The organism is Streptomyces sp. NBC_00299, from assembly GCF_036173045.1.
GTDB classification, from domain to species: Bacteria; Actinomycetota; Actinomycetes; order Streptomycetales; family Streptomycetaceae; genus Streptomyces; species Streptomyces machairae.
Window position 1 is genome coordinate 620,736 of the sequence record NZ_CP108039.1, and the last position, 14,308, is coordinate 635,043.

The 14,308-nt window shown below is 72.1% G+C and carries 14 protein-coding genes and 1 pseudogene; 10 read left to right on the plus strand and 5 right to left on the minus strand.

All coding sequences use genetic code 11. The features are described 5' to 3' along the window. The first annotated feature begins 23 nt into the window (after window positions 1-23). Genes OHT51_RS02955 through OHT51_RS02970 form a run of 4 tightly spaced genes read left to right on the plus strand, consistent with a single transcriptional unit; the run spans window position 24 to window position 3,523 of the window. Window positions 24-992 carry an ABC transporter permease gene (locus OHT51_RS02955; protein ID WP_328877286.1) on the plus strand — a complete coding sequence of 323 codons (969 nt, stop codon included), beginning with the start codon at window positions 24-26 and terminating at the stop codon, window positions 990-992. Window positions 993-997: 5 nt separating this feature from the next. Further along, window positions 998-1,888 (plus strand): ABC transporter permease, encoded by an 891-nt coding sequence (locus OHT51_RS02960; RefSeq protein WP_328877287.1) that lies wholly within the window; start codon window positions 998-1,000, stop codon window positions 1,886-1,888. Next, a complete protein-coding gene (locus tag OHT51_RS02965; protein WP_328877288.1) occupies window positions 1,885-2,850 on the plus strand; it encodes an ABC transporter ATP-binding protein in 966 nt (321 codons plus the stop codon). Before OHT51_RS02960 ends, OHT51_RS02965 begins: the two co-directional genes overlap by 4 nt. Further along, a complete protein-coding gene (locus OHT51_RS02970; RefSeq protein WP_328877289.1) occupies window positions 2,843-3,523 on the plus strand; it encodes an ABC transporter ATP-binding protein in 681 nt (226 codons plus the stop codon). The genes OHT51_RS02965 and OHT51_RS02970 overlap by 8 nt, the downstream gene beginning before the upstream one ends. A 28-nt stretch (window positions 3,524-3,551) precedes the next feature. Here the strand turns inward: OHT51_RS02970 and OHT51_RS02975 are convergent, their stop codons facing one another. The 4 genes from OHT51_RS02975 to OHT51_RS02990 all read right to left on the minus strand — a co-directional run bounded on the left by OHT51_RS02975 (window position 3,552) and on the right by OHT51_RS02990 (window position 8,262). Beyond that, window positions 3,552-5,306: a serine/threonine-protein kinase gene (locus tag OHT51_RS02975; protein WP_328877290.1), complete on the minus strand. Its 1,755-nt coding sequence runs from the start codon at window positions 5,304-5,306 to the stop codon at window positions 3,552-3,554. Window positions 5,307-5,445: 139 nt separating this feature from the next. Continuing rightward, window positions 5,446-6,606 (minus strand): NAD-dependent formate dehydrogenase, encoded by a 1,161-nt coding sequence (locus tag OHT51_RS02980; RefSeq protein WP_328877291.1) that lies wholly within the window; start codon window positions 6,604-6,606, stop codon window positions 5,446-5,448. Window positions 6,607-6,710: 104 nt separating this feature from the next. Next, on the minus strand, window positions 6,711-7,646 hold the full coding sequence (locus OHT51_RS02985; RefSeq protein WP_328877292.1) for a LysR family transcriptional regulator: 936 nt from the start codon (window positions 7,644-7,646) through the stop codon (window positions 6,711-6,713). A gap of 133 nt (window positions 7,647-7,779) precedes the next feature. Then, window positions 7,780-8,262 (minus strand): molybdopterin-dependent oxidoreductase, encoded by a 483-nt coding sequence (locus OHT51_RS02990; RefSeq protein WP_328877293.1) that lies wholly within the window; start codon window positions 8,260-8,262, stop codon window positions 7,780-7,782. Between the two features lie 138 nt (window positions 8,263-8,400). Here OHT51_RS02990 and OHT51_RS02995 point away from each other — a divergent pair. The 5 genes and pseudogenes from OHT51_RS02995 (at window position 8,401) to OHT51_RS03015 (ending at window position 12,179) form a co-directional block, all read left to right on the plus strand. Continuing rightward, window positions 8,401-8,656, plus strand: a pseudogene (locus OHT51_RS02995) (MerR family DNA-binding transcriptional regulator). Between the two features lie 61 nt (window positions 8,657-8,717). After that, window positions 8,718-9,545 (plus strand): molybdate ABC transporter substrate-binding protein, encoded by an 828-nt coding sequence (modA, locus tag OHT51_RS03000; protein ID WP_328877294.1) that lies wholly within the window; start codon window positions 8,718-8,720, stop codon window positions 9,543-9,545. Then, window positions 9,542-10,390 (plus strand): molybdate ABC transporter permease subunit, encoded by an 849-nt coding sequence (gene modB, locus OHT51_RS03005; protein ID WP_328877295.1) that lies wholly within the window; start codon window positions 9,542-9,544, stop codon window positions 10,388-10,390. Before modA ends, modB begins: the two co-directional genes overlap by 4 nt. A gap of 365 nt (window positions 10,391-10,755) precedes the next feature. After that, a complete protein-coding gene (locus OHT51_RS03010) occupies window positions 10,756-11,832 on the plus strand; it encodes an ABC transporter ATP-binding protein (protein WP_328877296.1) in 1,077 nt (358 codons plus the stop codon). 104 nt (window positions 11,833-11,936) lie between these two features. Next, on the plus strand, window positions 11,937-12,179 hold the full coding sequence (locus tag OHT51_RS03015) for a hypothetical protein (protein WP_328877297.1): 243 nt from the start codon (window positions 11,937-11,939) through the stop codon (window positions 12,177-12,179). A gap of 47 nt (window positions 12,180-12,226) precedes the next feature. On the opposite strand, the gene OHT51_RS03020 is transcribed toward OHT51_RS03015, so the two are convergent. Further along, window positions 12,227-12,778: a YciI family protein gene (locus tag OHT51_RS03020; RefSeq protein WP_328884222.1), complete on the minus strand. Its 552-nt coding sequence runs from the start codon at window positions 12,776-12,778 to the stop codon at window positions 12,227-12,229. Between the two features lie 109 nt (window positions 12,779-12,887). Between OHT51_RS03020 and OHT51_RS03025 the strand changes: the two genes are divergently transcribed. Continuing rightward, on the plus strand, window positions 12,888-14,291 hold the full coding sequence (locus OHT51_RS03025) for a M1 family metallopeptidase (RefSeq protein WP_328877298.1): 1,404 nt from the start codon (window positions 12,888-12,890) through the stop codon (window positions 14,289-14,291). Window positions 14,292-14,308 lie beyond the last annotated feature (17 nt).

Consider the following 14,308-nt stretch of genomic DNA (forward strand, 5'->3'; position numbering starts at 1 on the left):
TCAGGTCCCTGCCCTGGGGAGCGATGGCACGCCTGGCGGGACGGCGGACCCTGTTCGCCGTCCCCGTCCTGATGGTCGTCACGTTCGGCGTATTCGCCATCGCCGCCGCATCCCCCTTCGACCCCGTCAAGGCGTACGCCGGCACGGCCGCCCTCGGTGCCGACCAGGAGACCCTGGACCGGCTGCGGGACAACCTCGGCGTGGACCAGCCCTTCACCGCCCGCTGGTGGCACTGGCTGACCTCCGCCCTCGGCGGCGACCTGGGCCACTCCAGCGTGCTGCGGCAGCCCGTGGCGCAGGTGATCGGGGAACGCCTCGTATGGTCCGCCCTGTTGTGCACGGTCGCGTTCGTCGCCGCCGTGCTGACCGGCACGCTGCTCGGTGTGCTGGCCGCCCGACGCCCGGGCTCGATGCTGGACCGGGCCGTCAGCTCGCTCGCGTACACCCTGGAAGCGGCCCCGGTCTTCTGGATCGCGCTGCTAGCCGTCTGGCTGTTCGCCCTCCAACTGGACGTCCTCCCGGCCGGCGGCCTCACGGACACCGCCAGCGAACAGGTCACCGCGGGGCAGGTGGCGAGCCATCTGATCCTGCCCGCCGGGGTGCTCGCCGTCTCCCAACTCCCCTGGTTCGCCCTGTACGTACGGCAAGGAGTCGGCGACGCGCTCGCGGAGGACCCCGTCCGCGGCGCCAGGGCCAGGGGCCTGAGCGAGAGCACCGTCCTGCTCGGCCACGCGCTGCGCTCCGGTCTCCTGCCGGTCCTCACGCTGATCGGCTCCCGTGTCCCCGAACTGATCACGGGCGCCCTGCTCGTGGAGACCGTCTTCAGCTGGCCGGGCATCGCCGCGGCCACCGTCGAGGCGGCCACCGCCGTCGACTTCCCCCTGCTCGCGGCCCTCACGACGCTGGCTGCCGCCGCCGTCCTCGTCGGCAACCTGCTCGCCGACCTCCTCTACGGACTGTTCGACCCGAGGGTGAAGCTCAGTGAAATGTGACTCCCATGACGTCAGTTGAGACCGAGGTGCGGTCCGCGCCCGCCTGGCGCTCCCCCGGCGCCGAGCGCCGCTCGACCCGCACCCTGCGCATACACACCTCGGCCGCGCTGGTCGCCGTGACCGTCCTCGCGGTCCTGCTCGTACCCCCGCTGGTGCAACTCGACCAGCAGGCCGTCGACCTGGCCGCCAAACTGCAACCGCCGTCCTGGGCGCATCCCTTCGGCACCGACGACGTCGGCCGCGACCTGCTGCTGCGCTGCGTCTACGGCCTCAGGGTCTCGCTGCTGGTCGGCGTGGCCGCCGCGCTCACCGCGACCGTCATCGGCACGGCCGTCGGGGCCACGGCCGGGGCACTGGGCGGCTGGGCCGACCGCGCGCTGATGCGGGTGGTCGACACGGTCTCCTCCGTACCCCATCTGCTGCTGGGCATCTTCATCGTCGCGACGTTCCGGCCGGGCGTCTGGCCGGTGATCGTCTCGGTCGCGCTCACCCACTGGCTGTCCACCGCCCGGATCGTGCGCGCCGAGGTTCTTTCCCTGCGGTCACGCCCGTACATCGACGCCGCCGTCTCCGGCGGTGCGTCGCGCCTGCGGGTCGCGGTACGGCATCTGCTGCCCGCCGTGCTGCCGCAGGCCGCGCTGGCCGCCGTGCTGATGGTGCCGCACGCCATGTGGCACGAGTCGGCGCTTTCGTTCCTGGGGCTCGGCCTGCCCACGCACCTGGCCAGTCTCGGGAACCTCATTCAGGGCGCGCGGGGTTCGCTGCTCGCCGGACAGTGGTGGCCGACCCTGTTCCCGGGCCTGTTCATCATCGTCCCCACCCTCGCCATCGCCGGGCTGTCCGGGGCCTGGCGGGAGCGGATCAACCCGCGCCGCCGATCGGAGCTGATGCTGTGACCGAGCGACCTCCCGTGCTGTCGGTACGTGGGCTGTCCGTGCGCTTCCTCATGCCCGGCGGACGCCGTGTCGCGGCCGTCACCGACGCCCGTTTCGACGTGGCGGCCGGCGAATGCCTCGCCCTGATCGGCGAGAGCGGCTGCGGCAAGTCCGTCCTCGCCTCCGCCCTCCTCGGCCTGCTGCCCGCCAACGCCCAGACCGCCGGCGAGGCCCGGCTCGGCGACCTCGATCTGCTCACCGCCGACGAGCGGACGCTTGCCCGCGCGGTACGGGGCCGCCGGATAGGCCTGGTTCCGCAGAGCCCCGCGGCCCACCTGACCCCGGTCCGCACCATCCGCTCGCAACTGGAGGAGACGGTCAGGGCGTTGACGGATGTGCGGGGGCGGGCGGCCGTGCGTGCCGCTGCCGAGGCGGCCGCCGAGCGCACTGCGTTCCCCCTGGACCACCTCGACCGCCACCCGCACGAACTGTCCGGCGGGCTGGCCCAACGCGCCGCGACCGCCCTCGCCCTGGTCGGCGACGCGCCTCTCCTGCTCGCCGACGAACCCACCACCGGGCTGGACCGCGACCTGGTGGAGCACACGGTCGACGAAGTGCGACGCCACATCGACGACGGCGACCGGGGCCTGCTGATGATCACCCACGACCTGGCGGCGGCCGAGCGCATCGCCGACCGGGTCGCCGTCATGTACGCGGGCCGCATCGTCGAACTCACCGCCGCAGCCGCCTTCTTCGGCACCCCCGGCCCCCGCCACCCCTACAGCCGCGGCCTCCTCGACGCCCTCCCCGACCGCGCCTTCGCACCCATCCCCGGCATGCCCCCGGAGCTCGGCGACCTCCCCGCCGGCTGCGCCTTCGCGCCACGCTGCGACCGTGCCACGGACGCCTGCGCCGGTCTGCCCCCGGTGACCGAAGCCGTGGCCTGCCACCATCCGCACGTCACGGAGGACGCCCGTGCTTGAACTGCGCGCCATCACCGCCGGATACGACACAGGCGCGCCCGTCGTACGGGACGCCTCCCTGACGGTCGAACCGGGCGAAGCCGTCGGCCTGCTCGGCCCCAGCGGCTGCGGCAAGTCCACCCTTGCCAGGGTCGCCGCGCTCCTGCACCGCCCGGAGTCCGGAACCGTCATCCTCGACGGCACCCCCGTCCGCCGCTGGCGCCACGCCGCCCCGCGCGAACAGCGCACCGCCTTCGGCGTCGTCTTCCAGCAACCCCGCCTCTCCGCCGACCCCCGGCTGCGCCTGGCCCAGTTGATCGCCGAGCCCCTGCTCGCCACCGGGCGACGGGAGGGCTCGGCGGAACGGGTCGCCGAACTGGCCGAAGCCGTCGGCCTCACTCCCGACCTGCTCTCCCGGCGCCCCCACGAGGCCAGCGACGGCCAACTCCAGCGCGCCTGCCTGGCCCGCGCCCTCGTGCTCCGCCCGCGCTGGCTCGTGTGCGACGAGATGACGGCGATGCTCGACGCGTCCACCACCGCCGCCTTGGTGACGGTCGTCGAGGACTACCGCCGGACCACCGGCGCGGGCGTACTCGCCATCGGCCACGACCGCACGCTGCTGCAGCGGTGGTGCGACCGCACGGTCCACTGGGACGACGTGGCCGCCGAGGAGCCTGAGGCCCGACGGTCCTGAACAACTCCGGGTGCCCCGGACGCGGGTGTCAGTCCTCCGCCGGCATCACACGGGTCACCTTGCCCTTGGTGTCGGCCTCCAGGTAGCCGGTCTGGTACGCGTCGGTCAGGTAGACGGCGATTCCGGCCGGGGTGTCGAAGACGTCGCTGGGCTGCCGCACCAGCAGGTACCGGGATTCCGGCTTGTCGACGTTGAGCTTCTTCTCCGCCTCTTTGAAGAGCGCGGGAACCCGGTCCCAGTTGAAGTCGTCGAGGCTGACGGGCTGGTCACCGCCGGAGAGGGTGCCGGAGATGATGCCCTTCTCCACACCCTGGCCCGGGCGGTAGGTGTAGGAGTCGTACTTCGAGTCGCTGCCGTCGACCATCAGCTCGGCGGAGGCGTACTCCGGGTACACGGTGAAGTCGCCGAACCTGTCCCGGCCGGTCTCCTCCTTCAACGCCTTGATGGCTTCGCGGATGCCGTCCGGGGTGAGCAGGGTGCCGGTCGTCGGCTGCTCCGACTGCCGGGCCGCCGGATCGGCATCGGCATCGGTGCCGGCATCGGCGTCGGTCGGTGAGACGGTCGACTGCGGGGCCGAGGTGGAGGGCGTGTTGCCGCGCGCGTCCGTGTCACCCGAGTCGCCCCCGATGGGCAGCAGCCACCACAGCAGAGCCAGGGCGCCGGCGAGCGAGGTCCCGGAGACGGCCAGCAGGGCGGTCCAGCCCGGGCGGCGTCGAGGGGCTGCTTGCGAGGGCACCGTCAACGGCTGGGGAGGGGCCTGCCCCGGCCACGGCTGGACGGGCGGCGGCCCGAACCCGGCGGGGTGTGAGGGGGTTGCAGGGGCGGAGGCCTGGGTGGACGCGAAGGTGTGGGCGGGCGGCGGGTTCAGCGAGTACGACGTTGCCTCGTCCCGCACCACCGGGCCGTCCGGCCCGCCCGCACCGCCCGCACCGCCCGCACCGGACTCGACCTCGGCCAGCCTCCGGTCCAGCACTGCGGCGGACGGCCGCGCCGACGGGTCCCGTACGAGCACGCCCATCAGGACGTCCCCCAAGGCCCCGGCACGCACCGGCGGCGGCACGTCGTCGTGGAGGACCGCGGCGAGGGTGGCCAGGGTGTTGCCCCGGCGCAGCGGGTGGCGGCCCTCGACGGCGTTGTACAGCATCATCGCCAGCGACCACAGGTCGGAGGCAGAGCCGCCCTCGTGCCCCGAGATGCGTTCCGGTGCCATGAAGTCGGCCGTGCCGATGATGGAGCCGGTGGCGGTGAGGTTGGTCGACTCGCGGATCGCTGCGATGCCGAAGTCGGTGAGGACGGGGCGCCCGTCGGGCCGCATGAGGACGTTGGCGGGCTTCACGTCCCGGTGCTGGATGCCGGCGTGGTGCGCGGCGGTCAGGGCGGCGAGCACGCCCCGGCCGATGCGCGCCGCCTCGGCCGGCGGCATCGGCCCCTGGGCCAGCCGGTCGGCCAGCGAGCCGCCGCTGACCAGCTCCATCACGATCCACGGGTAGGTGCCGTCGCCGCCGTCGACTATGTGGTGGATGGTGACGACGTTCGGATGGTCGATCCGGGCCAGGGCCCTGGCCTCGCGCAGTACGCGTTCGCGCAGCATCCGCGCGCTGTCGGGATCGTATTCGGCGAGGTCCCGGTCCGGCGGGCGGACCTCCTTGACCGCCACGAGCCGGTGCAGCACCAGATCCCTGGCCCGCCAGACCGTCCCCATCCCGCCGCCACCGAGGCGGGCCTCCAATTCGAAGCGCCCGTCGACGACTCGTCTGCCGGGACCTCTGTCTGCCTCACTCATGGGCGGGAGCTTAGTTGTCGCCACGGACAGTGTTCGCCGGCGGTCACTGCTACCTGCCGGCGGTGGGGCGACTCCGCCCTGATCGCCTGTCCCGGCGCCTATGCCGTCGCCTCGGGGCCGCTGCCGGCCGGGCGGGCGATCACTTCGTGACGGAGTACGAGTGCGCCCCGGCTCCGGCCAGTGCGCCGCCGTCCACGATCAGGTACTCGTCGCGTATCGGGGTGCCCGCCAGCCAGGACTCCAGGATCTCCCGGGTGCCGGCCGCGTAGCGGGACTGGGCGGAGAGGGAGGAGCCGGAGATGTGGGGGGTCATGCCGTGGTGGGGCATGGTCCGCCAGGGGTGGTCGGCGGGGGCGGGCTGGGGGTACCAGACGTCACCGGCGTAGCCCGCCAACTGGCCGCTTCGCAGGGCGCGTTCGACGGCGTCCTGGTCGACGATCCGCGCCCGTGCCGTGTTGATGAGATATGCGCCGCGCTTCATCGCCGCCAGCAGCTTGTCGCCGAAGAGCCCTTCCGTCTCGGGGTGCAGTGGCGCGTTGATCGTGACGAGGTCGCAGTGCGGGGCCATGTCGGCGGCCGTCGGGTGGAAGGTGAGGCCCAGTTCCCGCTCGGTGTCCGCGGGGAGACGGTGCCGGTCGGTGTAGTGCAGCTTCACGTGGAAGGGCGCGAGGCGCCGCAGGACCGCCAGGCCGATGCGTCCGGCGGCCACCGTACCGACGTGCATCCCCTCCAGGTCGTACGAACGTGCCACGCAGTCGGCGATGTTCCAGCCCCCGTCGAGGACGACCTGGTGTGCGGGCAGGTAGTTGCGCACCAGGGACAGCGTCATCATCACCACGTGCTCGGCGACGCTGATGCTGTTGCAGTACGTCACCTCCGCGACCATCACACCGTGCGCGATCGCGGCTTCGAGGTCGACGTGGTCGGAGCCGATGCCCGCCGTGATCGCCAGCTTCAGGTTCTTGGCCGCGGCCAGCCGCTCGGGCGTCAGGTACGCCGGCCAGAACGGCTGCGAGACGACGACGTCGGCGTCGGCCAGCTCACGGTCGAACACCGAGCCGTCGCCGTCCTTGTCCGACGTCACGACCAGGGTGTGCCCGGCCGCTTCGAGGAAGGCGCGCAGGCCGAGTTCGCCGGAGACGCTGCCGAGGAGGTGGCCCGGGGTGAAGTCCACCGCGGACGGGGTCGGAGTGGTCTGGCCGCCGGGGTAGTGGTCGATGGCGGGGAGGTCGTCACGGGCGTACGTGGTCGGGTATCCGTCGGTGGGGTCGTCGTACAGGACGCAGAGCACCTTGGCCATGGTCGGCTCCTCAACTGGTGTCGCGGGAAGGTGCAGTTCACGATCCTCGCCGCCGAACACCCTGGTCAAAGCGAACTTCGCTATGTCCGTATAGCCGACGGCTATCAGTGGTCGTGACGGTCGAGGTACGTCCGCAGCAACGCGTCCAGCGCTTCCCGGACGCCCGCCTCGCGCGCCACCGCCAGCAGTGCCGCGGCCAGTACGGAGGGCGGGTCGTCGGGGCCCGTCACCAGGCCCACCCTCGGCCCGTGCGCGGGGCCCTCCAGCGGGACCACGCGCATCCCGTCCGGAACGCCGAACATGTGCAGCCAGGCGTGCGAGATCACGCTGGACCAGCGGCCGCCGGGGAGGTGCGCGTACAGGCCGGCGACGGTGTCCGACTCGATCGCGGGAGTGGCCGCGGCGCCGTCGGCGGCGAAGCACTCGTCGATGATGCGGCGGTTGCGCATACGGGAGTTGAGCAGGCACAGCGGGAGGGCGGCGGCCTGCGACCAGGCTGCCATGGGCGCGCCGCCGAGCGGGCCGTCGACCGGGGTCAGGAGCATGTACCGCTCCTCGTAGAGGGGCAGCGTGCGCAGGCCGCCCATCGTGTCGTCGTCGAGGTACGTCATCGCCGCGTCCAGCTCGAACTCGGTCAGGCCGTGGGTGATGTCGGCCGAGGACAGTGACTCGATGCTGACGCGGGCGTGCGGGTGGCGGTCGCAGAAGGGGGTCGTCAGGAGGGTGGCGGCGGGGAGTGCCGTGGGGACGACTCCGAGCCGGAGCGTGCCGGTGATGCCGTCGCGCAGGGCGGCCAACTCCTGTCGCAGGGCGTCGCGTTCGGCGAGCATGCGGTGCGCCCAGGCCAGGACCACCTCGCCCTCCGGGGTGAGGCCTTCGTAGCGTCTGCCCCGCCGGACGATCGGCACGTTCAGCTCGTGTTCGAGGCGGCGGATCGCGGCCGACAGGGACGGCTGGGAGACGTAGCAGGCGGCCGCCGCGCGGACGAAGTGGCGCTCGCGGGCGAGTGCGACCAGGTATTCCAGCTGGCGCAGTTGCATGCCTGACCTCCCAGGGTTGCGGTGGGCCTACCCACCGGCTCCGCCGGTCACGACCTGCACAGCAGGGCCGACCGCAGGTCGAGGCGGTCGGCGGGACGGGATCAGGGGGCGTGCGGACGCTGAAGCCGGGGACTCATGCCCATGAGGTGTAGCCGCCGTCCACGCGGATCGCGGTGATGCCGCTGATGTGCCGGGCCCCGCAGCGATCCTGGGGCAGGACGAGCTGTGGGCCGGCGCGGTCGAGGGAGGTGTCGTCGATGCCGACCGCGAGCAGGACGGGCGCGCGGCCGAAGTCCGGGTCGATCTCCGCCCAGGACAGCAGGGCGTGATGCCCGTCCGCGCCGGAGACCGCGATCAGAAAGCGCAGGCGGTCCTTGCGGCGGGCCGGGTCGAAGCCGGGGCCGGCCGCCGACAGAACGTCGTGCAGCAGCGGCCCGGTGAAGCGGTGGTGCCGGATGCCGCTGGTGGCGCATTCGAAGCTGACCTCGGCTTCGTGCTGCGGCCAGGCGAGCAGGTCGGACACCGTCAGGCGGGCCGGACGGACGAGATCGCCGGTGAGGGCGAGGTCCGCCACCTGTCCGGTTTCCGTACCGGCAGCTGCCAAGGACCGACTCACGGGCTACCACCTCCCGGATGACCGTACCCGGCCCCCCGGCCCGTACAAACGCACATGCCACCCCGCTCGATCACAGTTCCGGCTCATGCGATGTGACAGGAGACTTTCCCCTCGCATCTGCGGCATTATCATCGGCGTATGCACACCTACCGGATCGGGGACGCGGCCGCCTTGCTCGGCGTCAGCGCCGACACCGTGAGGCGTCTGGTCGACGGCGGGAAACTCACCGCCGAACGCGACGACATGGGCCACCGGATCATCCCCGGGCCGGGCCGCGCCGTTCCGGGTGGTGGCGACGGTCAACCGCGAGTCGGCTGAGGAGCTGAAGCCGGAACCCGGTGTTCCGGCGGTGGCCGTGATCAAGTCGACCAACGTGGTCGTCGAGAGACCGTAGATGGTCCGTCAGGACCACCAGTGATCGTGCGTCCGTCAGGACCAGAGGGAGTGGACCCGTGATGACCCGTACCGCGCGCCGGAACCGCCGGACCCTGCAGGTGGCCGGAGCGGGAGCCGCCGCGCTGCTGGCGCTGAGCGCCTGCTCGTCGTCCGACGACGCCTCCTCGACGACGTCGGACTCGTCCGCGTCCGCCTCCTCGCCGGGCAAGCTCTCCGGCGAGGTGACCGTCTTCGCGGCGGCCTCGCTCAAGGAGAGCTTCACGACGCTGGGCAAGGAGTTCGAGAAGCAGCACCCGGGTACGAAGGTCACCTTCAGCTTCGGCGGCAGCGACTCGCTCGCCGCGAGCATCACGGGCGGCGCCCCGGCCGATGTGTTCGCCTCGGCCAGCCCCAAGACGATGAAGATCGTCACGGATGCGGGGGACGCCTCCGGCACACCCTCGACCTTCGTCCGCAACGAGCTGGAGATCGCCACACTCCCGGGCAACCCCGACAAGATCGCCTCCCTCAAGGACCTCACCAAGTCGGGCCTGAAGATCGTGCTCTGCGACAAGGAGGTGCCGTGCGGCGCCGCCGCGCAGAAGGCCCTGGAGGCGAGCGACCTGAAGCTCACGCCCGTCTCCTACGAGCAGGACGTCAAAGCCGCGCTGACGAAGGTCGAGCTGAAGGAGGCCGACGCGGCCGTCGTCTACAAGACGGATGTGCACGCGGCGGGTGACAAGGTGGAGGGCGTGGAGTTCCCCGAGTCCGACGACGCCATCAACGACTACCCGATCACCCTGCTCAAGGACGCGCAGAACGCCGAGGCCGCCAAGGCGTTCATCACGCTGGTGCAGTCCGCCGAGGGCCGGCAGGTCCTGACCGCGGCCGGGTTCCTCAAGCCGTGATCCCGAGCGACAAGGCCGGCGCCGCGACCGATTCCCTGAGGGGTGGGCCGCGGCGTCGCCGCATCCGTACGGGCGTGCCGCTTCCCCTGCTGCTCCCGGCCCTGATCGGCCTCGCGTTCCTGATCGTGCCGCTGATCGCCCTGCTCGTACGGACCCCGTGGCGCAGTCTGCCCGAGCAGCTGACCAGCGCCGAGGTGTGGCAGGCGCTCCAGCTGTCCCTGATCTGTGCCACGGCCGCCACCGCGGTGAGCCTGGTGATCGGCGTGCCGCTGGCCTGGCTGCTGGCCCGGGTCGAGTTCCCGGGCCGCGGCCTCGTACGGGCCCTGGTCACGCTGCCCCTCGTCCTGCCGCCGGTCGTCGGCGGTGTGGCGCTGCTCATGGCGCTCGGCCGCAACGGCATCGTGGGGCAGTGGCTGGACTCATGGTTCGGGATCACGCTTCCGTTCACGACGGCGGGTGTCGTGATCGCGGAGGCGTTCGTGGCGATGCCGTTCCTCGTCATCAGCGTCGAGGGCACCCTGCGGGCCGCCGATCCCCGCTACGAGGAGGCGGCCACCACCCTGGGTGCCTCCCGCTTCACCGCGTTCCGCCGGGTCACGCTGCCCCTCATCGCCCCCGGTATCGCGGCGGGCGCGGTCCTGGCCTGGGCCCGGGCACTCGGCGAGTTCGGCGCGACGATCACTTTCGCCGGCAACTTCCCTGGCCGCACCCAGACCATGCCCCTGGCCGTCTACCTGGCCCTCCAGAGCGACCCGGAGGCCGCGATCGCCCTCAGCCTGGTGCTGCTGGCCGTGTCGATCGCGGTGCTGGCGGGGTTGCGGGACCGATGGATGACAGCGGGATGAGCGGGGTTGCGCGACCGTGGGAGGCCGGACGGACCGTCCAGGCTTCCCGACCGCGGGGCGACGGTCCTGCCGCCCCTCTGCCGGGCCCGCGGACGACACCCCGACCACCGCCCTCCGCGACCCCAGAACGACAGCCCGACCCCCGGGCCCGCCCACCACAGCACGACAACCGGGCCACCCGCCCTGCTCGACCGCTGCACGACAGCCCGACCACCCGGCCTCTCCGACCGCCCGCCGACCCACCACCCCGCCCCACCCGACCGCCGGACCACCGCCGGACGACCCGCCCTCCGGGCCCCTCGACCCACCGCAGGATCGCCCGCCCACCGCTGGCCAGACCTGCCCGACTCTGAGATGACTGCCGGATGACCGAGACCTTCGACGTCCACGCCGACGCCGTTCTGGACGGGCTCGACGCCCGCCTCGTCGTGGACCGTGGTGCCTTCCGCCTCGACGTGGCGCTGGCCGTCGCGCCCGGCGAGGTCGTCGCGCTGCTCGGCCCGAACGGTGCCGGGAAGACCACCGCCCTGCGTGCTCTGGCCGGCCTGACCCCGCTCAGCGGCGGGCATCTGCGGCTGGACGGTGCGGAGTTGGACCGTACGCCGCCCGAGTCCCGCCCGGTAGGTGTCGTCTTCCAGGACTACCTGCTCTTCCCCCACCTCACCGCCCTCGACAACGTGGCTTTCGGGCCGCGCTGCCAGGGCGCGTCCAAGGTGGAGGCGCGGGCGCAGGCCGCAGAGTGGCTAGGGCGCCTGGGGCTGACGGACCACGCGGGCGCCAAGCCGCGCAGACTGTCGGGCGGCCAGGCCCAGCGCGTCGCCCTCGCCCGTGCGCTCGCCACGAGCCCCCGGCTGCTGCTGCTCGACGAACCCCTGGCAGCCCTGGACGCCCGTACCCGCTTGGAGGTCCGCGCCCAACTCCGCCGCCACCTGACCGAGTTCGAGGCGGTGGCCGTACTCGTCACGCACGACCCGCTCGACGCCATGGTCCTGGCCGACCGACTGGTCGTCGTCGAACACGGCCAGGTCGTCCAGGAGGGCACCCCGTCCCACATCGCCCGCCACCCCCGTACGGACTACATCGCCCAGTTGGTCGGCCTGAACCTCTACCGGGGCGAGGCCGAGGGGCACACCGTCCGGCTCGACGACGGCCCGTCCGTCACCACGACGGAGGACCTGTCCGGTCCCGTCTTCGTGGCGTTCCCGCCCAGCGCGGTCACGCTCCACCGCGACCGCCCGGCCGGCTCCAGCGCCCGTAACCTGTGGCAGTGCCGGGTCGCCGGCCTGGAGACGCACGGCGATCAGATCCGCGCCGACCTCACCGGCGAACTCCCCCTGGCCGCCGACCTCACCACGGTCGCCGCCGCCGAACTCGATCTGCACCCGGGCGCGGAGGTCTGGGCGACGGTGAAGGCGACACAGACCCACGCCTACCCCGTCTGAGAACGTCAGCCAGGTGCGTCCGTTCCGGCGCGGTCACCGTCGCCGCCCACGAGGCCAGGACGCAGCGGGTCGGACGCAACGTCCTCCAAAGGGCCACGGACCGTTTGATCATCGACGGTCTCCTCGAAGGGCGCGCCGGCTCCGGCACCTACGTCGGCGTGCCGCGCGAGCGCCTGCGGCTGGTCCGCTCGCGGCGCGGCGAACAGACGGGCAGCGGCTCCCCTTCCGTCGTCGGCCTGAAGGAACGGGGCAAGCCGACGCCTGGGATGCGCACAGCCAGGTACGCGTCCCCGCCCCTGAGGGCATCGCCGAGCGACTCGCCATGCGTGGAGGCTCGCAACGGCTGACTGACACATGAGGCGGATCGGTCCCGTGGGCTCCGGGGGGCCTCGCCTCAGGACTGACGCCCGCCGAACTGCCAGTCGTGGACCTCGACATCGGCGTACCGCTCGGGCGTCAGTACGGCACGTGCCGTCGCCGCGTCCGGTGCCCGTACCAGTGCCGCCGTGCCCAGCCAGGCGGTGCCGTCGTCGGACAGCAGGGGCCCGTAGGCGATCAACTCCTCCTGCTCGGGCGGCAGATCGTGGTCGGCGGCCGGTCCCGAGCCGAGGCCGAGCACCAGGTAGCGGTTGCCCTCGGTGGCCCCGCCGGGGAAGTCCCACATGGTGCGCCCGAGCAGGTTCTGCCAACGGCGCAGCAGGACGTCCCGGTACACGCCGGCCTGGTAGTTGGGCTCGTCGAAGGCGAACGCGCGGGCGGCGGCGGCATCGGGCAGGTCGACGATGTGCACACTGCCGGACGGCGTGTCACCGTCGGCGGCGAACGTCGGCCCCCGGGCGATCATCTGCGCGGCAAAGAGGTCCATGTACGACCAGTGCTCCTCCAGCAACTGGTCGCGCAGTTTCAGAGAGCCGGGCCGATCACGGTGGTAGCAGAAGAACTCCATGCCCACAGTCTTCACCACCTCCCTCGTACCGCGCCGGGAGCGGAGTGGAGATCGCCACTTCCCGTCGGCGAGGGCCCATGCCTCACTCGCTGTGGCATGATCCGCTCCCATGCCGTCGTTACCCGCGTGGCCGTCAAGGGCCGTAGGCCGTCTCCTGGTTGTCCTGCTCGCGTTGCTCGCCGCGCAGGGCGGCACCGGCGCCGATGCCGTCACGGCAGCCAGGTCCGAGGCCACGACCACGACCACGCGCGCTGCGACACCGGATCGGCTTCGCTACGACGTGACGCTGCGCGGCAACGCCGACGGCTCCCGCTGGACGGGCAGGCAGCGGGTGTCGTTCCGCAACTCCTCCGATCGGCCACTGCGTGAGGTGTACGTACGCCTTTGGGGCAACGGCGTGGACAGGTGCGGCACGCCCGGCGCGCCGCCGCCCGTCGAGGTGTCCGAGGTCAGCGGGGGCACTGCGGGCCGGCTCTCCGTGAACTGCACGGCGCTGCGGATCGCCCTGCCGAAGCCGCTCGCGCGCGGGGAGCGTGCGGTCGTCGCCTTCGACGTCTCCATCGCCGTGCCCGAGCGCAACAGCCGCTTCGGCCGCGAGGGCGCCTTCCGTTTCCTGGGCAATGCGCTGCCGGTGCTGGCCGTGCACGATGCCAAGGGCTGGCATCTCGATCCGTATGTGTCGACCGGGGAGAGCTTCTACGCCATGGCGGGCGATTTCCGGGTGGCCATCGACCACCCCAGGAGCCTCAAAATCCCTGCCACCGGTCGCACTTGGACACGTCCTGCCAAGCCTGGTCGCAGTCTGACAGTCAGCGTCGCGCGCCAAGTGCGGGACTTCGCGTGGGCGGCGGGCCCGTTCCGCACCGCCACCGAGACCACGCCCGGCGGCGTGCGGGTCAAGTCCTACTGGGCGCCGGGCACGTCCGGGGAGGGGGTGCGCCTCACCCGTCAGGACGGTGCCGCCGCCGTCGACCGGTTCGGCGAGGAGTTCGGCCGCTATCCGTACGGTGAGATCGACCTCGTGATGACCAGCGGGTTCGGCGGCGGGATGGAGTACCCCGGCCTGGTACTCCTCGGCACCACCGAGGAGGGCAGCGCCGTCGTCCACGAAGTCGCCCACCAGTGGTGGTACGGCATCGTGGGCAACGATGAATACAGCGCGCCCTGGCTCGACGAAGGCTTCGCCCAGTACGCCAACGCCCGCTTCTACGGCTGGGAAACCCGCGACTGCTGGTCAGAGGTCGAGTGGCCGAGCGACGAAACGGCGCTGACCAATTCGATGGCGTACTGGGCCGGACACCCAGGCGAATACCACTTCCTCTATACGGCCGGCTCCTGCGCCCTGGCGGACCTGGAACGCACTCTCGGCGCGGACAGCATGGTCCGCCTTCTCAAGCAGTACGCCCGCGACCACTGGTACGGCATCTCCACCACCGCCGACTTCAAGAAGGCCGCACAATCCGTGACGGACAAGGACCTCAATCCGTTCTGGAAGCTGCATCGGATTCGGTGAGGGACGGTCCGGCCGAA